Genomic DNA, 24172 nt, shown 5'->3' with positions numbered 1-24172 from the left:
ACTCGTTTGATCCATTATGCCTTATTGTGCCGTGACTAAAGCGATTCTGATACACTAGCCGCAAAAGCCACAGCAGAATCGAGAAGCTTACGTTATGAATATGGGTCTTTTTTTACGGTTCCAGCACCTGTTACACCGAAATGGCGGCGGAAAAAATCCGCGATATTATCGGCCCAGAACTGGTGACCTTACATAACCTCAAGGACGACTCCCCGAAATTAATGGAGCAGTACGATGTGCTCATTCTGGGTATCCCGACCTGGGATTTTGGCGAAATCCAGGAAGACTGGGAAGCCGTCTGGGATCAGCTCGACGACCTGAACCTCGAAGGTAAAATTGTTGCGTTATATGGGCTTGGCGATCAGCTGGGATACGGCGAGTGGTTCCTTGATGCGCTCGGCATGCTGCATGACAAACTCTCGACCAAAGGCGTGAAGTTCGTCGGCTACTGGCCAACGGAAGGATATGAGTTTACCAGCCCGAAACCGGTGATTGCTGACGGACAGCTGTTCGTGGGTCTGGCGCTGGATGAAACTAACCAGTATGACCTTAGCGACGAGCGTATTCAGAGCTGGTGTGAGCAAATCCTTAACGAAATGGCAGAGTATTACGCCTGATGTGACTGACGGCTTTGCGCATTAGCGTTGCCGTCATGTTTACCTTTGCGTCTCTTGTTGCAACAAAATTCGCCGTAAATCCCGCCATTCGGCTTCGTCCATGCTGTCGGCTGCCAGCCATAAATGCTGCCGTTTACCGCTGTCAGAACGTAAACGCAGCATCATGCCGCTTTTAACCATCCACGGCGCTTTGACGATGCTCCACTCCTGCCCTTGCCAACGCAAACGCCCGTCCATCAACAGGCGAATCTCCCCCTGGCGAGCATTAATACGCCGCTGGCTGCGAACGCAATCAAACACCACCAGCGAAAGCAACACCATCCATAACGGGGTGTAACTGAGCGGCCAGGGCATGAGTAAAATAACAGCGGCAACCAGCCCATGAATCAGCAAGGAAAGCCACTGTGCGCGCCAGGAGACGCGCAGATCAGATTGCCACAGGACCACGTTCCCGGTTCCGTGTCTGGATGAGTCGGACCATCATTTCCAGTTCTGCATCGGCCGGTTTACCGTGATTCATCAGCCAGTTGAACAGGTCCGGGTCGTCGCATTCCAGCAGACGAATAAAGATGCGTTTTTCGTCATCACTTAAGCTGTCGTACTCATGTTCGAAAAACGGCATGATTGAAATATCGAGTTCGCGCATACCACGGCGGCATGCCCAATGAATGCGGGCTTTGTTGTTAATGTCCATCTTCTTCCTGTCTCACGAAAATCCAGTACCTGGCTATTGTAACGTGTTTTTCGACTTCTTTTGCGGGAATATCGGTAAACACAATCGCGATCGCGAAATTAATCCGCAACAATTCAATAGCTTCATTTTTTTGGATGTCGCCTCGCAAAGCATATCAGAAGGCACAGATCGCGTAGTGAAAGCACTTGCATTGCCTCATAGCTCTTTTACCATTAGTCATTAATACGCCGTTTGTTACACAGGACTCCATTATGGCTTTTACACCTTTTCCTCCCCGTCAGCCTACGGCTTCTGCCCGTTTACCACTGACGCTGATGACGCTTGATGACTGGGCGCTTGCCACTATTACTGGCGCGGACAGCGAAAAATATATGCAGGGTCAGGTGACAGCAGACGTCAGCCAGATGTCAGAAGACCAGCATTTGCTCGCCGCGCATTGCGACGCCAAAGGTAAAATGTGGAGCAATTTGCGTCTGTTCCGCGATGGCGACGGCTTTGCATGGATTGAACGCCGCAGCGTGCGTGATTCGCAGCTGACTGAACTGAAAAAATATGCGGTGTTTTCTAAAGTGACCATCGTGCCGGACGATGAACGTGTGCTGCTCGGTGTTGCCGGTTTTCAGGCACGCGCCGCGCTGGAAAACCTCTTCAGCGAAATGCCTTCGAAGGAAAAACAGGTAGTCAGAGAAGGTGCGACCACACTGCTATGGTTTGAACATCCGGCAGAACGTTTTCTGATCGTAACCGATGAAGCTACCGCTAATACTTTGACCGATAAACTGCGCGGTGAAGCGGAACTGAACAATAGCCAACAGTGGCTGGCATTAAACATTGAAGCGGGTTTCCCGGTTATTGACGCTGCTAACAGCGGGCAGTTTATCCCGCAGGCAACTAACCTTCAGGCGCTGGGCGGTATCAGCTTTAAGAAAGGCTGCTATACCGGACAAGAGATGGTGGCGCGAGCAAAATTCCGCGGAGCCAACAAACGCGCGCTCTGGTTGCTGACAGGTAGTGCCAGCCGTTTGCCGGTAGCTGGTGAAGACTTAGAGCTGAAAATGGGCGAAAACTGGCGTCGTACCGGTACGGTGCTGGCTGCGGTAAAACTGGAAGATGGTCAGGTCGTGGTACAGGTCGTCATGAATAACGATATGGAACCGGACAGCATCTTCCGCGTGCGCGACGATGCGAATACATTGCGTATCGAGCCGCTGCCGTATTCGCTGGAAGAGTAAATCGCTGTATCGCTTCGGGCATCTATTGCCTGATGCGACGCTGGCGTGTCTTATCAGGCCTAAGATTTGATGTCTTTATCACAAATGGGAAGCGGCCCGTAGGCCGGATAAGGCGTTCACGCCGCATCCGGCAGTTGCGCTCCGATGCCTGATGCGACGCTGACGTGTCTTTTCAGGCCGACAAAGGCACAGCCATTACGGCTGTCCAATATACAAATAGATCGCCAGGAAATGGCACACACTGCCGCCGAGCACAAAGCCGTGCCAGATGGCGTGGTTGTAGGGGATGCGTTTGCAGACGTAGAAAATCACCCCAAGCGAGTAAACCACTCCGCCTACCGCCAGTAAGGTAACGCTGCCCGCCGCGAGCTTAACTGCCATTTCATAAATTACCACCAGCGACAGCCAGCCCATCGCCAGATAAGTCACCAGAGATAAAATTTTGAATCGGTGCGCGATGGTCAGTTTGAACAGAATCCCCAGCAGAGCCAGGCTCCAGATAACAATCATCAACCCGCGCGCTAACGGAGAATCCAGCCCCACCAGCAAAAACGGCGTGTAGGTTCCGGCAATCAACAAGTAAATGGCGCAATGGTCAAATTTCTTCAGCCACATTTTTGCCCGTTGATGGGGAATCGCGTGATAGAGCGTCGAAGCGAGGAACAGCAGGATCATACTGCCGCCATAAAGGCTGTAACTGGTTATCGCCGTGGCGCTGGCATTAAGATCCACCGCCTGAACCAGTAGCAACACCAGCCCAACGATACCAAACACCAACCCAATGCCGTGACTGATGCTGTTGGCAATTTCCTCTGCCAGCGAATATCCCTGCTTAATGAGAGGCTTCTGAACCATAACTTACTCCGGAGAAACGTACACGCACGTGAACACTTCTCCAGCGTAACTGAGAATAGTTCCAGTGAACACCTGTTAGCTAAAATAAATTCTGATTTGAGAGTAATCTCCGAAAAATCATGAAATTAAATGTTAAATTTCAACTAACAGGCGTGAGTTCAACTTAAAGGCATTTAAATTCAATTACATAAAACCGTGTCTGACCAGGATAGATGTCGGCAATGACTTTTTTCAGTTCAGGCAGGGTCATATTTTCCTGTTGTGCATGTTTTTCTGTGAGAGTATCCAGCGTTACGGTTGAAGTTGCGGTAACTTCAATGGTGCAAAAATAGCCGTTATCTTCAAAGCGCCCGACGCGAAGCACATCGCCCGTTTTAAAGTGCGATTCAGACTCGTCGCGGATGGTGATGGTTTTACGCCCAGCCAGAATGTCATCCTGGAAACGTTGAAAAAAAGTGATGTCGTTTGGCTGCATGGTACTATTTCCTGTAAGAATTGACTCATTTGGAGCCTATGATAGTGAAAAAACTCACCTTACCGAAAGATTTCTTATGGGGCGGCGCAGTAGCCGCTCATCAGGTCGAAGGCGGCTGGAACAAAGGCGGCAAAGGGCCGAGTATTTGTGACGTACTGACTGGTGGCGCACACGGCGTGCCGCGCGAAATCACCAAAGAAGTCTTGCCGGGCAAATACTATCCGAACCATGAAGCCGTTGATTTTTATGGTCACTACAAGGAAGACATCAAGCTATTTGCCGAAATGGGCTTCAAATGTTTTCGGACTTCCATCGCCTGGACACGCATTTTTCCAAAAGGCGATGAAGCTCAGCCAAACGAAGAAGGGCTGAAGTTCTACGATGATATGTTCGATGAACTGCTGAAATACAACATCGAACCGGTGATCACCCTCTCCCACTTTGAAATGCCGCTGCATCTGGTGCAGCAATACGGTAGCTGGACCAACCGTAAAGTGGTTGATTTCTTTGTCCGTTTCGCGGAAGTGGTATTTGAACGCTATAAGCATAAAGTCAAATACTGGATGACCTTCAACGAAATTAACAACCAGCGTAACTGGCGTGCGCCGCTGTTCGGTTACTGCTGCTCCGGCGTGGTTTATACCGAGCATGAAAACCCGGAAGAGACGATGTATCAGGTGCTGCATCACCAGTTTGTCGCCAGCGCTCTGGCGGTGAAAGCCGCGCGTCGCATTAACCCGGAGATGAAAGTCGGCTGTATGCTGGCGATGGTGCCGCTCTATCCTTACTCCTGTAACCCGGACGATGTGATGTTTGCCCAGGAGTCGATGCGCGAACGCTACGTCTTTACCGATGTGCAGTTGCGTGGCTATTACCCGTCCTATGTGTTGAACGAGTGGGAGCGTCGCGGATTTAACATCAAAATGGAAGACGGCGATCTGGATGTGCTGCGCGAAGGCACCTGCGATTATCTTGGTTTCAGCTATTACATGACCAACGCAGTGAAGGCCGAAGGCGGCACCGGCGATGCCATCTCTGGTTTTGAAGGCAGCGTACCAAACCCGTATGTGAAAGCATCTGACTGGGGCTGGCAGATTGATCCTGTGGGTCTGCGTTACGCGCTATGCGAATTGTATGAGCGTTACCAGAAGCCGCTGTTTATTGTCGAAAACGGTTTTGGCGCTTACGACAAAGTGGAAGAAGACGGCAGCATCAACGACGACTACCGCATTGATTACCTGCGCGCCCATATCGAAGAGATGAAAAAAGCGGTGACTTACGATGGCGTAGATCTGATGGGCTACACGCCGTGGGGCTGCATCGACTGTGTGTCGTTCACCACCGGACAGTACAGCAAACGCTACGGCTTTATCTATGTGAATAAACATGACGACGGTACTGGCGATATGTCGCGTTCACGTAAGAAGAGCTTTGACTGGTACAAAGAGGTAATTGCCAGCAACGGCGAGAAGCTTTAAGTCGATGAAATACCGGATGCAATACTCGTTGCATCCGGTCAGATAACTTTCCTGTTTTATTTTCCACCCGCCAAATCGATAAAACTTCCCGTGACATAAGAGGCTTTATCACTTAACAGCCAGACGATGGCCTGCGCGACCTCTTCCGCCTGTCCGCCGCGCTGCATGGGGATGTTCGACTTGACGCGATCTACGCGTCCGGGTTCACCGCCGCTGGCGTGCATTTCGGTATAAATAAACCCTGGCCGCACGCCGTTAACGCGAATTCCTTGCGCAGCGACTTCCAGAGACAGTCCGGTGGTTAACGTATCAATCGCCCCTTTCGATGCCGCATAATCAACGTATTCTCCCGGCGATCCCAGCAGTGAGGCCACTGAAGAGACATTGACGATAGCACCGCCATTACCGCCGTTTTTTAGCGCCATACGCTTTACTGCTTCGCGGCAGCAGAGAAAAAAACCCGTCACGTTGGTGGAAAGTACCCGGTTGATTCGCTCTGCGGTAAGGTTTTCTACGGTGCACTGGGTAAACAAGATCCCGGCGTTATTGACCAGCGCGGCTAGCGGTTCATCGTGCTGATCGATTGCTGCAAACATCGCGACGACCTGGTTTTCGTCGCTGATATCCGCCTGGAGTGCAAATGCCTTGCCACCGGCTTGCGTTATTAAGTTCACCACTTCCTGCGCCGCGTGGAGGTTTTGTTGATAATTAACCGCCACCGTATACCCTTCTTGCGCCAACAGTAATGCAGTTGCCCGCCCGATGCCGCGACTGCCACCGGTCACAAGTGCTGTAGCCATTTGTTTTTCCCAAAAAATAAAGGCGCCAAAGCGCCTTTCAAATTATTGATGACAAAGTACTTTTATTATGCCGGATGCGGCGTGAACGCCTTATCCTGCCTACAAGATCGTGCAAATTCAATACATTGCACAGACTATGTAGGCCTGATAAACGAAGTGCATCAGGCAATGTTGAGTTTGACATCAGTGTCAAAGGCGCCGAAGCGCCTTTAGAAGATAGTCGAATCAGTGAATTACTGGTATTCGCTAATCGGTACGCAGGAGCAGAACAGGTGACGGTCGCCGTAAACATCATCCAGACGTTTCACCGTCGGCCAGTATTTGTCTGCCACGCCTGCCGGGAATACTGCAACTTCACGGCTGTACGGATGCGCCCACTCGGCGACCAGTTCGCTCTGAATGTGCGGCGCGTTCACCAGCGGGTTATCTTCCAGCGACCAGACATCTGCTTTCACCTGGTCAATTTCTGCGCGGATAGCCAGCATCGCGTCGATAAAGCGATCCAGTTCCACTTTGCTTTCAGATTCAGTCGGTTCAACCATCAGCGTACCCGCCACCGGGAACGACATCGTCGGCGCGTGGAAACCGTAGTCGATCAGGCGCTTGGCAATATCCAGCTCGCTGATGCCGGTTTCTTCTTTCAGCGGGCGAATATCGAGAATACATTCGTGCGCCACGCGACCGTCGCGACCGGTATACAGCACCGGGAAGGCATCCTGCAGGCGGCTGGCAATATAGTTGGCGTTAAGAATTGCCACCTGGCTTGCTTTTTTCAGCCCTTCTGCGCCCATCATGCGGATGTACATCCAGCTGATTGGCAGAATGGATGCGCTACCGAACGGTGCCGCAGAAACCGCGCCCTGACGGGTTAACATGCCTTCGATTTGCACCACGCTATGGCCCGGCACAAACGGCGCCAGATGCGCTTTCACGCCGATCGGTCCCATACCTGGGCCGCCACCGCCGTGCGGAATGCAGAAAGTTTTATGTAGGTTAAGGTGCGAAACGTCCGCGCCAATAAAGCCCGGCGAGGTGATGCCAACCTGGGCGTTCATGTTCGCGCCATCAAGGTAAACCTGACCGCCGAACTGATGCACGACTTCACACACTTCACGGATCGTTTCTTCATACACGCCATGGGTGGAAGGATAGGTCACCATGATGCAGGAAAGATTGTCGCCCGCCTGTTCCGCTTTCGCGCGCAGGTCAGTCAGATCAATGTTGCCGTTTTTATCACACGCCACAACTACCACCTGCATTCCTGCCATATGTGCAGAAGCGGGGTTAGTTCCGTGCGCAGAAGCCGGGATCAGGCAGATATCGCGATGCCCTTCGTTGCGGCTTTCATGATAATGACGAATCGCCAGCAGGCCCGCGTATTCGCCCTGTGCGCCAGAGTTCGGCTGCATACAAACGGCGTCGTAACCGGTCAGTTTCACCAGCCAGTCAGCCAGCTGCGCGATCATCTGCTGATAACCTTCGGCCTGTTCCGGCGGGCAGAACGGGTGCAGTTCGGCAAATTCCGGCCAGGTGATCGGGATCATCTCGGCGGCGGCGTTCAGTTTCATGGTACAGGAACCCAGCGGAATCATCGCCTGATTCAGCGCCAGATCTTTACGCTCCAGCGAGTGCATATAGCGCATCATTTCGGTTTCGCTGTGGTAGCGATTAAACACCGGATGGGTGAGGATTTCGTCATCACGCAGCATCGCAGGTTGAATAGAGCGACTGTCGTGAGCCACGTCTTTATCCAGCGTGTCGATCTCCAGCCCGTGGTTATCGCCCAACAGCACGCTGAAAAGCTGCATCACGTTTTCGCGCGTGGTTGTTTCATCAAGGGTGATCCCAACCGCGTTCAGAATATCGCTACGCAGGTTGATTTCAGCCGCTTCGGCACGCGCCAGTACGCCCGCTTTGTCGGTCACTTCCACACACAAAGTATCGAAATAGTGCGCATGGCGCAGCTTCAGACCTTTTTGTTGCAGGCCCGCCGCCAGGATATCGGTCAGACGATGAATACGGTTAGCGATACGTTTCAGGCCAACCGGACCGTGATAAACGGCATACAGGCTGGCGATGTTTGCCAGAAGTACCTGGGAAGTACAAATGTTGGAGTTCGCTTTCTCACGGCGAATATGTTGCTCGCGAGTCTGCATCGCCATGCGCAGCGCGGTATTGCCAGCTGCATCTTTCGATACACCGATAATACGGCCCGGCATTGAGCGTTTGTATTCATCTTTCGCCGCAAAGAATGCCGCGTGCGGGCCACCGTAGCCCATCGGCACGCCGAAACGTTGCGCCGAACCAAAACAATATCCGCGCCCTGTTTACCCGGCGCGGTTAACAGCACCAGCGCCATAATATCGGCGGCGACGCTGACCACAATTTTGCGTGATTTCAGTTCGCTGATAAGCGCAGTGTAGTCATGGATTTCGCCCGTCGTACCGACCTGCTGTAACAGCACGCCGAACACCTCCTGGTGATCGAGCACTTTTGCGCGTCATCGACAATCACTTCAAAACCAAAGGTTTCGGCACGGGTGCGAACCACATCCAGCGTTTGCGGATGAACGTCAGAAGCAACGAAGAAGCGGTTGGCATTTTTCAGTTTGCTGACGCGTTTCGCCATCGCCATTGCTTCGGCGGCAGCAGTGGCTTCGTCAAGAAGAGAAGCCGAAGCCATATCCAGCCCGGTTAAATCCAGCGTTACCTGCTGGAAGTTGAGCAGTGCTTCGAGGCGGCCCTGGGAGACTTCAGGTTGATACGGAGTATACGCGGTATACCAGCCCGGATTTTCCAGCATGTTACGCAGAATAACCGGCGGCAACTGCACGGCGGTGTAACCCATGCCAATGTAAGACGTGAAGCGTTTATTGCGACTGGCAATAGCCTTGAGTTCCGCCAGCGCGGCGTATTCGGTCGCCGGTGCGCCAACCTGCGGCGGAGTCGCAAGCTGAATATCTTTCGGCACAATCTGGCCGGTCAGCGCGTTTAACGATTGTGCGCCAACGGCATTCAGCATTTCTTGCTGTTGCGCGGCGTCCGGTCCGATATGGCGTTCAATAAAAGCGCCGCTGTTTTCAAGCTGGCTTAACGTCTGTGTCATGAGCGATGGTTCCTGAAACGTGCAGTGAATTGTGAACCTCTCTCCTTGCGAAGAGAGTGAGGGTGAGGCGTAAATTTCCCTCACCCTGATCCTCTCCCGCAGAAGAGGATTAAAGCCGTTACTCGTCTTCTAACAATGCTTCGTATGCGGTCGCATCCAGCAGTGATTCCAGTTCGCTTTCATCGCTGGCTTTGATTTTAAAGATCCAGCCGCCTGCATACGGTTCGCTGTTCACCAGTTCCGGGGAATCGCTCAGTACGTCGTTTACCGCCACGATTTCACCGCTTACTGGCGCATAAATGTCTGACGCCGCTTTTACCGATTCGGCAACCGCGCAGTCATCGCCCGCGCTAACCGTCGCGCCCACTTCCGGCAGGTCAACAAACACCATATCGCCTAACAGCTCCTGAGCGTGTTCGGTGATGCCAACGGTGTAAGTGCCGTCGGCTTCTTTACGCAGCCATTCGTGTTCTTTGCTGTATTTCAGTTCTGCTGGTACGTTGCTCATCAATCAATCTCCAAAAAAGTAATCACGCGACGGCTTTGCCGTTACGCACAAAAACAGGTTTCGTCACTTTAACCGGCATTTCACGGTTGCGAATTTGCACAATCGCTGTTTCACCAATACCTTCCGGCACGCGCGCCAGCGCAATGCTGTAACCCAGCGTCGGTGAGAAAGTACCGCTGGTGATAATGCCTTCATGCTGGTTGCCCTGCGCGTCGGTAAAACGTACCGGCAGTTCATTACGCAGCACGCCTTTTTCGGTCATCACCAGACCAACTAATTTTTCTGTGCCATGCTCACGCTGCACTTCCAGAGCTTCACGGCCGATAAAGTCACGATCTGCCGGTTCCCAGGCGATAGTCCAGCCCATGTTGGCGGCTAAAGGAGAAATGGTTTCGTCCATCTCCTGACCATAAAGATTCATGCCCGCTTCCAGACGCAGCGTGTCACGCGCGCCCAGGCCGCATGGCTTAACGCCCGCTTCCACCAGCGCGCGCCAGAAATCCGCCGCTTTTTCATTGGGCAGCGCAATTTCGTAGCCCGCTTCACCGGTATAACCAGTGGTGGCAATAAACAGATCGCCCGCCTGCACGCCAAAGAACGGTTTCATCCCTTCCACCGCCTGACGCTGGGCGTCATTAAACAGTGTGGCAGCTTTTGCCTGCGCATTCGGCCCTTGTACGGCAATCATGGAAAGGTCATCACGAACGGTAATTTCGATGCCGAAAGGTTCAGCGTGTTGGATAATCCAGGAGAGGTCTTTTTCGCGAGTGGCGGAGTTAACAACGAGGCGGAAGAAATCTTCAGTGAAGTAGTAGACGATGAGGTCATCTATCACACCGCCAGAGGCATTCAACATCCCCGAGTAAAGGGCTTTGCCGCTTTTGGTGAGCTTCGCCACATCGTTCGCCAGCAGATAACGCAGAAACTCCCGGGTGCGGCTGCCGCGGAGATCGACGATGGTCATATGCGACACATCAAACATTCCGGCATCGGTACGTACCGCATGATGTTCGTCGATTTGCGAACCGTAATGCAGCGGCATCATCCAGCCGTGGAAATCCACCATGCGAGCGCCGCAAAGCGTGTGTTGTTCGTACAAAGGAGTCTGTTGTGCCATCTTGTCCTCATTGAATAAGCGGGGCTGACAACTTTTCATGGCGAAATTGTCACCACGAAACCCAGCACTGGAGCCACTCCCGGTCCCCAACGCAATCGTTCTCTTTTCCCTGAACTTACCACCGAAACAGACGGTTAACCATAAGGAAAAATTGATCATCACATTAGCTTATGGTTAAAAACCGCAAAAATGACAACAGGACAAAAAACCAAATAACACGACACCAGCAAACAAACATAACGAATTAATAAAACAGTTTTGAATAAAGCGATATTAAGAACTAAAAAATTGTCAAAAATCACTAAATCAAAAATTAACGACATTAGAAAATATAATGCGAAATTGCGGGTGAAATTAGTTTATTTCAAATGAGGAAAATCTCCCGGCGAAAAACCGGGAGATGAAAGTGTGATGGGTATCAAATAAACAAAAGATGAGAAATTTTTAACGCAGCCATTCAGGCAAATCGTTTAATCCCATTGCCTGACGAATAAGTTGCGGTTTAACGCCAGGAAGCGTGTCGGCCAGTTTCAGACCAATATCGCGCAGCAGTTTTTTCGCTGGATTAGCTCCAGAAAACAGATCGCGGAATCCCTGCATACCTGCCAGCATCAGCGCCGCGCTGTGCTTGCGGCTACGTTCATAGCGACGCAGGTAAATGTACTGCCCGATGTCTTTACCCTGACGATGCAGTCGTTTCAGTTCAGCAATCAGCTCTGCGGCATCCATAAAGCCGAGATTTACCCCCTGCCCCGCCAGCGGGTGGATGGTATGCGCGGCGTCGCCCACCAGCGCCAGACGGTGCGCGGCAAACTGGCGCGCATAACGCCCCGTCAGCGGGAACACCTGACGCTCGCTCTCAACCTTGCATAAGCCCAGGCGATTATCAAAAGCGATATTTAACGCGCGATTAAATTCATCTTCCCCTGCCTGCTGCATCCGCTGCGCTTCCTCTGGCGACAGTGACCAGACAATCGAGCAAAGATGCGGATCGCTAAGCGGTAAAAAGGCCAGAATGCCTTCGCCATGGAAAACCTGCCGCGCCACCGCATCATGCGGTTCTTCCGTGCGAATGGTCGCCACCAGCGCGTGATGCTGATAATCCCAGAAAGTCAGCGGAATATCGGCCTTGTTGCGCAACCAGGAATTAGCGCCGTCCGCACCAATTACCAGACGCGCCGTTAACATGCTGCCATCTTTCAGCGTCAGGAAGGTTTCGTTTTCTCCCCAGGCGACCTGCTGTAATTCTGCGGGGGCCAACAGAGTGATATCTGACGACTGCTGCGCTTTGTTCCACAGCGCGTAATGAATCACTGAGTTTTCAACGATATGCCCAAGATGGCTATAGCCCATGCTTTGATCGTCAAACGAAATGTGACCAAAACTGTCTTTATCCCACACTTCCATGCCGTGATAGCAACTGGCCCTATGAGAGAGAATGTCCTGCCAGACGCCAAGACGGGTGAGTAATTTTTCGCTGGCGGCATTGATAGCCGAAACGCGCAGTTGTGGTGGTGCATCCGCCGCCAGAGGTTCCGGTACGCGCTGCTCCAGTACGGCAACGCGTAAGCCGCTCCCCTGTAAGCCGCAGGCAACCGCCAGCCCCACCATGCCGCCGCCAACAATGGCTACATCAACACTTTGCATTGTTTATTCCTTAAAACCGCCTTCAACGCGCCACCCAACCGAGGGTGCGTTGCGCCAGCACATCGCGTGCCGGGGTGAATAATTCCATCGTCATCAGCCCGATGTTGCGTCCGACAACCAACGGCGCCCAACGGTTGGCAAAAAGATGTACCAGACTGTCCGTGACGCCGATGGTTGCTTCGCGATCGCTCTGCCGACGCTGCTGATAACGGCATAATACGCCGTAATCACCAATGTCTTCTGCGCGCTCCTGCGCCTGAGTCAGGGTTTCCGCAAGGCTCATCACATCACGCATACCGAGATTAAATCCTTGCCCGGCAATCGGGTGCAGGGTTTGCGCCGCATTGCCCACCAGCACAGTGCGATGGGTAATCGGTCTGGCGGCGCGGGTTAACGCCAGCGGATAAGCACTGCGTTTACCGGCGTGGGTAATTTGCCCCAGTCGCCAGCCAAAGGCAGACTGGAGTTCATGGCAAAACTTCTCGTCGCTCCACGCCAACACATCTTCGCGCCGTTCCAGTGGATGACACCAGACCAGCGAACAGCGTCCTTCAGACATCGGCAACATCGCCAGCGGGCCATGTTGCGTAAAGCGTTCAAAAGCGCGGCCTTCGTGCGCAACGGAAGTCGCAACGTTCGCAATCACAGCCAGTTGTTCGTAGGGCTCCTGCTGCCAGTCAACGCCGCACACAGAGGCTAACGCTGAATGAGTGCCATCAGCGGCTATCAGCACGCGGCCCGTCAGCATCTCGCCACTCTCCAGCGTCACTTCAACGTTAGCTGGGGTACGAACAACATTAGCAATGCGATCCGGGCAATGCACCGTTACGCCAGGCGCTTTGCGCAACAGCGAAAACAGCCGCTGCCCGACATTATGCAATTCGACAACCTGCCCCAGCGCCGCCAGTTGGTAATCTTCTGCGGCGAGGGTGACGAATCCGGCATGACCGCGATCACTGACATGCACGGTGGTGATGGCGGTTGCGCAATCAGCCAGAGATTGCCAGACGCCAATGCGCGCCAGTTGCTGGCAGGTACCCGCCGCCAGCGCAATAGCCCGTCCATCAAAGCCCGGATGAGCATGTGACTCTGGCGCGGTCGCTTCAATCAAATGTACCGGCAGCGTCCCGTGACTTAACCGGGAAATAGCCAGCGCCAGCGTCGCGCCCGCCATGCCGCCACCGACGATGATTACGCTCATTGCTTTCTCGCAGCTGCCATCAACGCTTCAATTTCTTCCGGCTTTTTCACCACGCTGGCGGTGAGGTTTTCGTTGCCGTTTTCGGTAATCACAATGTCGTCTTCAATACGAATGCCGATCCCACGATATTGTTCTGGTACATCCGCATCCGGCGCAATATACAGACCAGGCTCTACGGTCAGCACCATACCCGGTTCAAGAATGCGCGAGCGCTCCTGGCCATAAACGCCCACATCATGGACATCCAGTCCTAACCAGTGGCTAAGGCCATGCATAAAGAAAGGACGATGGGCGTTCTGAGCGATCAGTTCATCAACATCACCTTTCAGGATGCCGAGTTTTACCAGGCCGCTAACCATGATGCGCACTACTTCACTGGTGACTTCCAGAATGGAGGTTCCCGGACGATACAGACGCAAGCTGGTTTCGAGAGATTCCAGCACAATGTCGTAGATTTCGCGCTGGGCCTGGGTGAATTTGCCGTTGACCGGGAAGGTACGGGTGATATCGCCCGCGTAACCTTTATATTCACAACCAGCATCAATCAACACCAGGTCGCCGTCGCGCAGTTCACACTCGTTTTCGGTGTAATGCAGAATGCAGCCGTTTTCACCACTGCCGACAATGGTGTTATAGGAAGGATAGCGCGCACCGTGGCGGTTGAATTCGTGGTGAATTTCGCCTTCCAGATGGTACTCGAACATCCCCGGACGGCATTTTTCCATCGCCCGGGTATGCGCCAGTGCGGTGATTTCACCCGCGCGGCGAAGTACGGCAATCTCTTCCGGCGATTTGAACAGGCGCATTTCATGAACAATGGGACGCCAGTCGATCATCGTTGCTGGCGCGGTGAGATTTTGCCGCGAGCCTTTACGCAGTTTTTCCAGCGCACTATTCACGATTTCATCAGCATATGCATATTCGCCCTGGGCGTGGTAAACCACATCCAGACCATTAAGTAGTTGATAAAGTTGCTGATTGATTTCGCTGAACGCCAGAGCGCGATCAACGCCCAGTTTCTCTGGCGCGGCATCCTGACCTAAACGACGGCCAAACCAGATCTCCGCCGTCAGGTCGCGCACGCGGTTAAACAAAACGCTGTGGTTATGAGTGTCATCGCTTTTAATCAGCACCAGCACCGCTTCCGGTTCATTAAAGCCGGTGAAGTACCAGAAGTCGCTGTTCTGACGATAGGGGTATTCGCTGTCGGCGCTACGGGTCACTTCTGGTGCCGCAAAAATCAGCGCGGCGCTGCCGGGTTGCATTTGCTCCACCAGGGCCTGACGGCGGCGCTGAAATTCCTGCTGAGATATCTCACTCATAACACTCTCCTTACGTTTTTTGTTTTTAGTGTAGAGTTGGTTTTTGTACTTCTGGTGCGGTCGGTTGCGGATGAGTAAAGGTGTCGTGGCATAACAGCGCGGCAACACGGACGTACTCGATGATCTCTTCAAGCGACATTTCCAGCTCTTCTTGATCTTCGTCTTCGTCGTAGCCCAGTTGCGCGATGTTACGCAGATCGTCAATGGCTTCGCCAGTTTCACCGGTCACTTTATCCAGCTTCGGCTGAGTGACGCCAAGACCGAGCAGGAAGTGATTTACCCAGCCTGCCAACGCATCAGCGCGATCGAAAACGCTAACGTCATCGCCATCAGGCAGATAAAGCTGAAAAAGGAAGCCGTCATCTTGCAAGGCATCACTGGTGGCAGAGTGCATTTTGCGCAATGCCTGGGCAAGTTCATGCCCGAAAGCCATACCTTCGTTCGTCAGGTCGTGAAGCAGCGGCAGCCAGGAGCTGTCATCATTACCGCCACATATCATCCCACTGATTAAACCATGCATCTCAGCAGGGGTCAGACCTGTCCCTTGTTGGTTCAGATACTGGTTCATTTCATTGTAACCAGGCATTTCGTTCTGTATTGACATAAGCATTCGGCATCAAAGGGAGGAAGATTCATGATATGCTATCACTTTGGACCCTGGTGGACCAGAAAAGGGCTTGTCTCATTGCACCAGGGTAGCTATAGTTTCGCCCCTTCGCAGACCAAAGGTCTGAAGGCGAAGGCAGCGCAGTCAATCAGCAGGAAGGTGGCATGTCTGCACAACCCGTCGATATCCAAATTTTTGGCCGTTCACTGCGTGTGAACTGCCCGCCTGACCAAAGGGATGCGTTGAATCAGGCTGCGGACGATCTGAACCAACGGTTGCAAGATCTGAAAGAACGCACTAGAGTCACAAATACTGAACAGTTGGTTTTCATTGCCGCATTGAATATCAGCTACGAGTTAGCGCAAGAAAAAGCGAAGACTCGTGACTACGCGGCAAGTATGGAACAGCGTATTCGGATGCTGCAACAGACCATAGAACAAGCGTTACTTGAACAAGGCCGCATCACCGAAAAAACGAACCAAAACTTTGAATGACACTTTCCGGTTTACTGTGGTAGAGTAACCGTGAAGACAAAATTTCTCTGAGATGTTCGCAAGCGGGCCAGTCCCCTGAGCCGATATTTCATACCACAAGAATGTGGCGCTCCGTGGTTGGTGAGCATGCTCGGTCCGTCCGAGAAGCCTTAAAACTGCGACGACACATTCACCTTGAACCAAGGGTTCAAGGGTTACAGCCTGCGGCGGCATCTCGGAGATTCCCTTCTTATCTGGCACCAGCCATGACGCAACTACCAGAACTCCCACTGACATTATCCCGACAAGAAATCCGTAAAATGATTCGGCAGCGTCGTCGTGCGTTAACGCCGGAGCAACAACGTGAAACGGGCCAGCTGGCTGCCATGCGGATGATGAGTTATCCCCCTGTTGTGATGGCGCATACGGTCGCTGTTATTTCTCTCTTTTGATGGCGAACTCGACACCCAGCCGCTCATAGAGCAACTCTGGCGCGCAGGTAAGCGCGTGTATCTTCCAGTTTTACATCCCTTTAGTGCCGGTAATTTACTGTTCCTGAATTACCATCCTAAGAGTGAACTGGTGATGAACAGGTTGAAGATCCACGAGCCAAAACTGGACGTGCGTGACGTGCTACCCCTTTCCCGATTAGACGTCCTGATAACGCCGCTGGTCGCCTTTGATGTGTTCGGTCAACGCCTCGGAATGGGCGGTGGATTTTATGATCGGACATTGCAAAACTGGCAGCACTACAACATGCAGCCAGTAGGTTATGCCCATGATTGCCAGTTGGTGGAAAAACTCCCCGTAGAAGAATGGGACGTCCCGCTGCCTGCGGTGGTTACGCCATCGAAAATCTGGGAGTGGTGAGGGCGACACACCTGCATCGCCCTGATTGACATCGTTGATTCTTTGACCTAATTTAGTGAGTAAGGGTAAGGGAGGATTACTCCTCCCCTGTGACTGACTGTTAATAAGCTCCGAAACTTATGAGTAACAGTACAATCAGTATGATGACAAGTCGCATCATAACCCTTCTCCTTTAAGCCCTCGCTTCGGTGAGGGCTTTACCGTTACAGCCCTGTGCTGCCCCGTCATCGTAAATCCTCTTTGAATAAACACAACGCATTGATCTAGCTTTAATTTATTTCTTCGAGCAGGCTCGCAAAGGCGATTACACAGCGATGCAAAGGCCGTAATTAGCGCGGTAAAAGGGAATAAAAAAACGGGCAAGTCAGTGACCTGCCCGTTGATTGTCAGAGAAGGGGAATTAGTACAGCAGACGGGCGCGAACAGTACCCGGAATAGCTTTCATGGCCTGTAACGCTTTTTCAGCAACGTCTTCGTCAGCTTCAATATCAATAACGACGTAACCCATCTGGGCAGAAGTTTGCAGATATTGCGCGGCAATGTTGACGCCCTGCTCGGCAAATATTTTGTTCAGCGCAGTCAGCACGCCCGGGCGGTTTTCGTGAATGTGCATCAGACGGCGTCCACCATGCAACGGCAGCGAGACTTCCGGGAAGTTCACCGCAGAGAGTGTGGAGCCATTGTCAGAGTACTTGATTAATTTGCCCGCAACTTCCAGGCCGATATTCTCCTGCGCTTCCTGAGTCGAACCGCCAATGTGTGGCGTCAGAAGGACGTTGTCGAATTCGCACAGCGGAGAGGTAAACGGATCGCTGTTAGTCGCCGGTTCCGTCGGGAATACGTCGATTGCCGCCCCCGCCAGATGTTTGCTCGCCAGCGCGTCACACAGCGCCGGAATATCAACCACCGTTCCGCGCGAAGCGTTAATCAGTAGCGAGCCCGGCTTCATCAGCGAGATCTCTTTCGCGCCCATCATATTTTTGGTAGATGCATTCTCTGGCACATGCAGACTCACTACATCGCTCATATTCAGCAGGTCGGAAAGATGCTGTACCTGAGTGGCGTTGCCCAGCGGCAGTTTGTTTTCAATATCATAAAAGTAAACATACATTCCCAGCGATTCAGCCAGAATGCCCAATTGCGTACCAATATGACCGTAGCCGATGATACCCAGCTTTTTGCCGCGCGCTTCAAAAGAGCCTGCGGCCAGCTTGTTCCATACGCCACGGTGCGCTTTGGCGTTGGCTTCCGGCACTCCGCGTAATAGCAGCAGAAGTTCGCCAATCACCAGCTCAGCAACGGAACGCGTATTTGAAAACGGGGCATTAAATACCGGGATCCCGCGTTTTGCCGCAGCATTCAAATCAACCTGGTTGGTCCCAATGCAGAAACAGCCAATAGCGACCAGTTTTTCAGCCGCGTTGATCACGTCTTCGGTCAGATGGGTACGGGATCGCAAGCCGATGAAGTGGGCATCGCGGATGGATTCTTTTAATTGTTCATCATCCAGCGCGCCTTTGTGAAATTCGATGTTGGTGTAACCTGCCGCGCGAAGGCTTTCGAGCGCCTTTTGATGCACGCCTTCTACCAGCAGAAACTTAATCTTGTCTTTCTCCAGCGATACCTTTGCCATTTACCCAATCCTGTCTTTGAAATGTTGTGTGCGGATTTGCGTCCGCCTTTCAACATATCAAAAAATAATATTGCGGCAATATGAACGTTTGCGTCGCGATGTTGAGGAAATATCACGCAAAGGTATTTCTTGGATGAATATGCTGGTTTAGAGGATTTATTTAGAGCAATCGACAATAGCCTGGTAAAAACGTGACACATGTCACCAAATTTAACGAAGAGAATTTTTTTAACGGGGGAGGTTCCCCCGTCAGATCATTTCACAATGGTTTTGACACCGTCAGGTGTGCCAATCAGCGCAACGTCCGCGCCACGGTTAGCAAACAAGCCAACGGTCACCACGCCAGGAATCGCATTTATAGCGTTTTCCATCGCGATCGGGTCAAGGATTTCCATGCCGTGGACGTCGAGGATCACGTTGCCATTATCGGTCACCACACCCTGACGGTATTCCGGACGACCGCCCAGTTTCACCAGCTGGCGCGCCACTGCACTACGTGCCATCGGGATAACTTCTACTGGCAGCGGGAATTTGCCCAGAATATCAACCTGCTTGGAAGCATCTGCAATACAGATAAATTTTTCCGCAACCGAAGCAATGATTTTTTCACGAGTCAGCGCCGCGCCGCCGCCTTTGATCATTTGCATGTGGCCGTTGATTTCATCTGCGCCATCAACGTAGATGCCAAGGCTGTCGACTTCGTTGAGATCAAAAACGTGAATGCCGAGGCTTTTTAGTTTTTCAGTGGAAGCATCTGAACTGGAAACGGCCCCTTCAATCTGGCCTTTCATTGTACCGAGCGCGTCAATAAAGTGTGCGGCGGTGGAACCTGTACCTACACCAACAATGGTGCCGGGCTGAACATACTGAAGTGCCGCCCATCCTACTGCTTTTTTCAATTCATCCTGCGTCATGATCGTTTCGCCTGTGGTATGAAATTTCACACGCATTATATACAAAAAAAGCGATTCAGACCCCGTTGGCAAGCCGCGTGGTTAACTCATCCATAAAATAACGGGCAATGTTGCTCTTCAGGAAAAAGATAGACAAGGGGCCTGATATTCAGCTCCACTGCATAAACCGTTGCACCAACTCTCCGTTCTCCCGCGCAGACGCAATGGGATTATTGGCCGATAAACCAACCTTTACAACACACGGCCTGGGTACTTCACAAAGGCTTAGAAAGCACGGTATTGCCAACCAAAATGTCCACTATGACCGCTTTTGTATGCGTTAAATACTCTGTAACCAAAGCAAAATTATGTCATAGTTCGGCATGAGAATATTTGAGGAGCAGGTTAGAGAAATGAAACGCCCGGACTACAGGACATTACAGGCACTGGATGCGGTGATACGTGAACGAGGATTTGAGCGCGCGGCACAAAAGTTGTGCATTACGCAATCAGCCGTCTCACAGCGCATTAAGCAACTGGAAAATATGTTCGGGCAGCCGCTGTTGGTGCGAACAGTTCCCCCGCGCCCGACAGAACAAGGGCAAAAATTACTGGCACTGCTTCGCCAGGTCGAGCTGCTGGAAGAAGAGTGGCTGGGCGATGAACAAACCGGTTCCACCCCACTACTGCTCTCGCTGGCAGTCAACGCCGACAGTCTGGCAACCTGGTTGCTTCCGGCACTGGCTCCTGTACTGGCTGATTCGCCTATTCGTCTGAACTTACAGGTAGAAGATGAAACTCGCACCCAGGAGCGTCTGCGCCGAGGTGAAGTGGTCGGCGCGGTGAGTATTCAACATCAGGCGCTGCCTAGTTGCCTGGTCGATAAACTTGGCGCGCTCGACTATCTGTTCGTCAGCTCCAAACCGTTTGCCGAGAAATACTTCCCCAACGGAGTAAGCCGCTCTGCGCTGCTCAAAGCACCAGTAGTCGCGTTTGACCATCTTGACGATATGCACCAGGCATTTTTGCAGCAAAATTTCGATCTGCCGCCAGGTAGCGTACCGTGCCATATCGTTAACTCGTCCGAAGCCTTCGTGCAGCTCGCTCGCCAGGGTACAACCTGCTGTATGATCCCACACCTGCAAATTGAAAAAGAATTGGCCAGCGGAGAGTTGATTGATCTGACGCCCGGGCTATTCCAACGGCGAATGCTCTACTGGCATCGCTTTGCCCCAGAAAGCCGCATGATGCGTAAAGTCACTGATGCTTTGCTCGACTATGGTCACAAAGTGCTTCGTCAGGATTAATCAATCAGTTAACGCCTGGTAGCACATATCAGGCGTTTTTTCTTTTTTTCTTTTTTATTCTTTGAATAACGTCACAAAACAGACTAATCTCACACGGCAAAAAACGACGCCCCATTCCATTTTTTTTGCTGGCGACAAACCCGTATAAAAAGCTCACCGTAAGCGCAAACACCCTCATTTTTATTGCGTTTTATGGAGCAAATAATGTCAAACGTGCAAGAGTGGCAACAGCTTGCCAACAAGGAGTTGAGCCGTCGGGAGAAAACCGTCGACTCACTGGTTCAGCAAACGGCGGAAGGGATCGCCATCAAGCCACTGTATACCGAAGCCGATCTCGACAATCTGGAAGTGACCGGTACCCTTCCTGGCTTGCCGCCCTATGTTCGTGGTCCCCGCGCAACCATGTATACCGCCCAACCGTGGACCATCCGTCAGTATGCCGGTTTCTCGACCGCCAAAGAGTCCAACACTTTTTATCGCCGTAACCTGGCTGCCGGGCAAAAAGGTCTTTCCGTGGCGTTTGACCTTGCCACCCACCGTGGCTACGACTCCGATAACCCGCGCGTGGCGGGCGATGTTGGCAAAGCGGGCGTCGCTATCGACACCGTAGAAGATATGAAGGTGCTCTTCGACCAAATCCCGCTGGATAAAATGTCGGTTTCGATGACCATGAACGGCGCAGTCCTGCCAGTGCTGGCCTTTTATATCGTGGCGGCAGAAGAGCAAGGCGTTCCCCCCGATAAACTGACGGGTACAATTCAGAACGATATCCTCAAAGAGTACCTCTGCCGCAATACCTATATTTACCCACCGAAACCTTCTATGCGCATTATCGCTGACATTATCGCCTGGTGTTCCAGCAATATGCCGCGCTTCAATACCATTAGCATCAGCGGCTACCACATGGGCGAAGCCGGTGCGAACTGTGTGCAACAGGTGGCGTTTACTCTCGCCGATGGGATTGAGTACATCAAAGCAGCTCTCTCTGCTGGCTTAAAAATTGATGACTTCGCCCCGCGCCTGTCGTTCTTCTTTGGTATCGGCATGGACCTGTTTATGAACGTCGCCATGCTGCGTGCCGCACGCTATCTCTGGAGCGAAGCAGTAAGCGGGTTTGGTGCCAAAGATCCGAAATCGCTGGCGCTACGCACCCACTGTCAAACCTCCGGCTGGAGTCTCACCGAACAGGATCCGTATAACAACGTTATCCGCACCACCATTGAAGCGTTGGCAGCTACCCTTGGCGGAACCCAGTCGCTGCATACAAATGCCTTTGATGAAGCGCTTGGTTTGCCGACCGATTTTTCGGCTCGTATTGCCCGTAACACCCAGATCATTATTCAGGAAGAGTCTGAACTCTGTCGCACCGTCGATCCGCTGGCCGGTTCTTATTACGTTGAGTCACTAACCGATCAGATCGTGAAACAGGCCAGAGCCATCATTGATCAGATCGACGAAGCCGGAGGCATGGCGAAGGCGATCGAAGCAGGTCTGCCAAAAAGGATGATCGAAGAAGCGTCTGCTCGTGAACAGTCGTTGATCGACCAGGGCAAACGCGTGATCGTCGGCGTCAACAAGTACAAACTGGATCACGAAGATGAAACTGATGTCCTTGAAATCGACAACGTGATGGTGCGTAACGAGCAAATTGCTTCGCTGGAACGCATTCGCGCCACCCGTGATGATGCCGCCGTAACCGCCGCATTGAACGCTCTGACTCACGCTGCACAGCATAACGAAAACCTGCTGGCTGCCGCTGTTAATGCGGCTCGCGTTCGCGCGACGCTGGGTGAAATATCCGATGCGCTGGAAGCCGCTTTTGACCGTTATCTGGTACCGAGCCAGTGCGTTACCGGCGTCATTGCGCAAAGCTATCATCAGTCGGAAAAATCAGCCTCCGAGTTTGATGCAATTGTTGCGCAAACGGAGCTGTTCCTTGCCGACAATGGTCGTCGCCCGCGCATTCTGATCGCCAAAATGGGACAAGATGGACACGATCGCGGAGCGAAAGTTATTGCCAGCGCCTATTCTGATCTTGGTTTCGACGTTGATTTGAGTCCCATGTTCTCCACGCCGGAAGAGATCGCCCGCCTGGCAGTGGAAAACGACGTTCATGTGGTGGGCGCATCCTCGCTTGCAGCAGGACATAAAACGCTGATCCCGGAACTGGTTGAAGCCCTGAAAAAATGGGGGCGCGAAGATATTTGCGTGGTCGCCGGTGGCGTTATTCCGCCGCAAGATTATGCCTTCCTGCAAGAGCGTGGCGTGGCGGCGATTTACGGTCCTGGAACTCCCATGCTTGACAGCGTGCGTGATGTGCTGAACCGGATTAGCCAACATCATGATTAACGAAGCCACGCTGGCAGACAGCATTCGACGCCTGCGTCTGGGTGAGCGAGCCACGCTCGCCCAGGCCATGACGCTGGTTGAGAGCCGTCACCCTCGCCATCAGGCACTCAGCACTCAACTGCTTGATGCCATCATGCCGTTTGTGGTAACGCCCTGCGACTGGGCGTTACGGCACGCCAGGAGCAGGAAAAAGTACCTTTCTTGAAGCCTTTGGCATGTTACTGATTCGCCAGGGGCTTAAGGTCGCAGTGATTGCCGTCGATCCCAGCAGCCCAGTGACCGGTGGCAGCATCCTTGGGGATAAGACTCGTATGACCGAACTGGCGCGTGCCGATGCAGCATTTATTCGCCCGGTTCCGTCATCTGGTCACCTTGGCGGCGCCAGCCAGCGGGCGCGGGAGTTAATGCTGTTATGTGAAGCGGCGGGTTATGACGTGGTGATCGTTGAAACCGTCGGCGTCGGGCAGTCAGAAACGGAAGTCGCCCGCATGGTGGACTGCTTTATCTCGCTGCAAATTGCCGGTGGCGGCGATGATCTCCAGGGCATTAAAAAGGGACTGATGGAAGTGGCAGATCTGATTGTCATCAACAAAGATGATGGTGATAACCACACAAATGTCGCCATTACCCGCCATATGTACGAAAGCGCTCTGCATATTCTGCGCCGCAAATATGACGAATGGCAGCCACAGGTCCTCACCTGTAGCGCACTGGAAAAATGCGGTATCGATGAGATATGGCGCGCAATTATTGATTTCAAAACCGCACTGACTACCAGTGGTCGTTTACAACAGGTGCGGCAACAACAATCGGTGGAATGGCTGCGTAAACAGACCGAAGAAGAGGTACTGCACCACCTGTTCACTAATGAAGATTTCGATCGCTACTACAGCCAAACGCTACTGGCGGTCAAAAATAATATGCTCTCGCCGCGTACAGGTTTGCGGCAGCTCAGTGATTTTATCCAGACTCAGTATTTTAATTAAGGG

Annotated in this window: 20 protein-coding genes, 1 other RNA gene and 4 pseudogenes; 10 read left to right on the top strand and 15 right to left on the bottom strand. The window is 52.5% G+C overall.

All coding sequences use genetic code 11. From position 1 onward, the window contains the following. Positions 1 to 94: 94 nt before the first annotated feature. Positions 95 to 617, top strand: a pseudogene (fldB, locus tag CRI63_RS14215) (flavodoxin FldB). Positions 618 to 656: 39 nt separating this feature from the next. Here the strand turns inward: fldB and CRI63_RS14210 are convergent. Both CRI63_RS14210 and sdhE read right to left on the bottom strand, forming a co-directional pair. Then, on the bottom strand, positions 657 to 1064 hold the full coding sequence (locus CRI63_RS14210; RefSeq protein WP_130258059.1) for a protein YgfX: 408 nt from the start codon (positions 1062 to 1064) through the stop codon (positions 657 to 659). Then, positions 1045 to 1311, bottom strand: coding sequence for an FAD assembly factor SdhE (gene sdhE / locus CRI63_RS14205; protein ID WP_000354046.1), 267 nt, complete (start codon positions 1309 to 1311; stop codon positions 1045 to 1047). Before sdhE ends, CRI63_RS14210 begins: the two co-directional genes overlap by 20 nt. A gap of 251 nt (positions 1312 to 1562) precedes the next feature. Between sdhE and ygfZ the strand changes: the two genes are divergently transcribed. Then, entirely contained in the window at positions 1563 to 2543 is a 981-nt protein-coding gene (gene ygfZ / locus CRI63_RS14200; protein WP_135519881.1) for a tRNA-modifying protein YgfZ, read from the top strand. A 195-nt stretch (positions 2544 to 2738) separates the two neighbouring features. On the opposite strand, the gene CRI63_RS14195 is transcribed toward ygfZ, so the two are convergent. Together CRI63_RS14195 and yqfB are read right to left on the bottom strand one after the other, a co-directional pair. Continuing rightward, on the bottom strand, positions 2739 to 3398 hold the full coding sequence (locus CRI63_RS14195; protein ID WP_130217956.1) for a hemolysin III family protein: 660 nt from the start codon (positions 3396 to 3398) through the stop codon (positions 2739 to 2741). Between the two features lie 163 nt (positions 3399 to 3561). Then, positions 3562 to 3873, bottom strand: a complete 312-nt coding sequence (gene yqfB / locus CRI63_RS14190) for a N(4)-acetylcytidine aminohydrolase (protein WP_130221460.1) — start codon at positions 3871 to 3873, stop codon at positions 3562 to 3564. Between the two features lie 44 nt (positions 3874 to 3917). Between yqfB and bglA the strand changes: the two genes are divergently transcribed. Beyond that, positions 3918 to 5351: a 6-phospho-beta-glucosidase BglA gene (gene bglA, locus CRI63_RS14185; protein ID WP_034173731.1), complete on the top strand. Its 1434-nt coding sequence runs from the start codon at positions 3918 to 3920 to the stop codon at positions 5349 to 5351. 56 nt (positions 5352 to 5407) lie between these two features. On the opposite strand, the gene CRI63_RS14180 is transcribed toward bglA, so the two are convergent. From CRI63_RS14180 to gcvT, 4 genes and pseudogenes are all read right to left on the bottom strand, one after another. After that, entirely contained in the window at positions 5408 to 6151 is a 744-nt protein-coding gene (locus CRI63_RS14180; protein ID WP_135519879.1) for an SDR family oxidoreductase, read from the bottom strand. Between the two features lie 233 nt (positions 6152 to 6384). After that, positions 6385 to 9256, bottom strand: a pseudogene (gene gcvP, locus CRI63_RS14175) (aminomethyl-transferring glycine dehydrogenase). Positions 9257 to 9374: 118 nt separating this feature from the next. Then, positions 9375 to 9764, bottom strand: a complete 390-nt coding sequence (gene gcvH, locus CRI63_RS14170) for a glycine cleavage system protein GcvH (RefSeq protein WP_001307993.1) — start codon at positions 9762 to 9764, stop codon at positions 9375 to 9377. A gap of 22 nt (positions 9765 to 9786) precedes the next feature. Beyond that, positions 9787 to 10881 carry a glycine cleavage system aminomethyltransferase GcvT gene (gcvT, locus tag CRI63_RS14165; protein WP_135519877.1) on the bottom strand — a complete coding sequence of 365 codons (1095 nt, stop codon included), beginning with the start codon at positions 10879 to 10881 and terminating at the stop codon, positions 9787 to 9789. Positions 10882 to 11169: 288 nt separating this feature from the next. Here gcvT and CRI63_RS14160 point away from each other — a divergent pair, with 288 nt between their 5' ends. After that, the gene (locus tag CRI63_RS14160; protein ID WP_123057965.1) at positions 11170 to 11253 is read left to right on the top strand and encodes a hypothetical protein; all 84 of its coding nucleotides are present in this window, start codon (positions 11170 to 11172) and stop codon (positions 11251 to 11253) included. Between the two features lie 72 nt (positions 11254 to 11325). Here the strand turns inward: CRI63_RS14160 and ubiI are convergent, their stop codons facing one another. From ubiI to ygfB, 4 genes are read right to left on the bottom strand one after another with little or no spacing between them, the layout of a single operon-like run. Further along, positions 11326 to 12528, bottom strand: a complete 1203-nt coding sequence (gene ubiI / locus CRI63_RS14155; RefSeq protein ID WP_135519875.1) for an FAD-dependent 2-octaprenylphenol hydroxylase — start codon at positions 12526 to 12528, stop codon at positions 11326 to 11328. Between the two features lie 22 nt (positions 12529 to 12550). Then, positions 12551 to 13729 carry a 2-octaprenyl-6-methoxyphenyl hydroxylase gene (gene ubiH / locus CRI63_RS14150; RefSeq protein ID WP_135519873.1) on the bottom strand — a complete coding sequence of 393 codons (1179 nt, stop codon included), beginning with the start codon at positions 13727 to 13729 and terminating at the stop codon, positions 12551 to 12553. After that, on the bottom strand, positions 13726 to 15051 hold the full coding sequence (pepP, locus tag CRI63_RS14145; protein WP_135519871.1) for a Xaa-Pro aminopeptidase: 1326 nt from the start codon (positions 15049 to 15051) through the stop codon (positions 13726 to 13728). Before pepP ends, ubiH begins: the two co-directional genes overlap by 4 nt. A 25-nt stretch (positions 15052 to 15076) precedes the next feature. Further along, entirely contained in the window at positions 15077 to 15655 is a 579-nt protein-coding gene (gene ygfB, locus CRI63_RS14140; RefSeq protein WP_001295378.1) for a UPF0149 family protein YgfB, read from the bottom strand. A 167-nt stretch (positions 15656 to 15822) separates the two neighbouring features. Here ygfB and zapA point away from each other — a divergent pair, with 167 nt between their 5' ends. The 3 genes and pseudogenes from zapA to CRI63_RS14125 all read left to right on the top strand — a co-directional run bounded on the left by zapA (position 15823) and on the right by CRI63_RS14125 (position 17001). Continuing rightward, complete coding sequence (gene zapA / locus CRI63_RS14135) at positions 15823 to 16152, top strand: cell division protein ZapA (RefSeq protein WP_001276008.1); 330 nt, start codon at positions 15823 to 15825, stop codon at positions 16150 to 16152. 41 nt (positions 16153 to 16193) lie between these two features. Further along, positions 16194 to 16377: non-coding RNA, 6S RNA (ssrS, locus tag CRI63_RS14130), on the top strand. Between the two features lie 20 nt (positions 16378 to 16397). Beyond that, a pseudogene (locus CRI63_RS14125) lies at positions 16398 to 17001 on the top strand (5-formyltetrahydrofolate cyclo-ligase). A 100-nt stretch (positions 17002 to 17101) separates the two neighbouring features. Here the strand turns inward: CRI63_RS14125 and ibsC are convergent. The 3 genes from ibsC to rpiA form a co-directional block, all read right to left on the bottom strand. Continuing rightward, entirely contained in the window at positions 17102 to 17161 is a 60-nt protein-coding gene (gene ibsC / locus CRI63_RS14120) for a type I toxin-antitoxin system toxin IbsC (protein ID WP_071524576.1), read from the bottom strand. 240 nt (positions 17162 to 17401) lie between these two features. Further along, positions 17402 to 18634, bottom strand: a complete 1233-nt coding sequence (gene serA / locus CRI63_RS14115) for a phosphoglycerate dehydrogenase (protein WP_130217979.1) — start codon at positions 18632 to 18634, stop codon at positions 17402 to 17404. Between the two features lie 254 nt (positions 18635 to 18888). Then, on the bottom strand, positions 18889 to 19548 hold the full coding sequence (rpiA, locus tag CRI63_RS14110) for a ribose-5-phosphate isomerase RpiA (RefSeq protein WP_000189743.1): 660 nt from the start codon (positions 19546 to 19548) through the stop codon (positions 18889 to 18891). Between the two features lie 392 nt (positions 19549 to 19940). Here rpiA and argP point away from each other — a divergent pair, with 392 nt between their 5' ends. The 3 genes and pseudogenes from argP to meaB all read left to right on the top strand — a co-directional run bounded on the left by argP (position 19941) and on the right by meaB (position 24169). After that, positions 19941 to 20834, top strand: coding sequence for a DNA-binding transcriptional regulator ArgP (argP, locus tag CRI63_RS14105; RefSeq protein WP_000828349.1), 894 nt, complete (start codon positions 19941 to 19943; stop codon positions 20832 to 20834). Positions 20835 to 21038: 204 nt separating this feature from the next. After that, complete coding sequence (gene scpA / locus CRI63_RS14100; RefSeq protein ID WP_135519869.1) at positions 21039 to 23183, top strand: methylmalonyl-CoA mutase; 2145 nt, start codon at positions 21039 to 21041, stop codon at positions 23181 to 23183. Then, positions 23176 to 24169 (top strand): annotated as a pseudogene (gene meaB / locus CRI63_RS14095) (methylmalonyl Co-A mutase-associated GTPase MeaB). Before scpA ends, meaB begins: the two are co-directional and overlap by 8 nt. Positions 24170 to 24172: the final 3 nt, after the last annotated feature.

Origin of the sequence: Escherichia sp. E2661 (assembly GCF_004745185.1) — a bacterium.
Taxonomy (GTDB): Bacteria; Pseudomonadota; Gammaproteobacteria; order Enterobacterales; family Enterobacteriaceae; genus Escherichia.
This window is presented reverse-complemented; position numbering and strand designations above follow the sequence as displayed.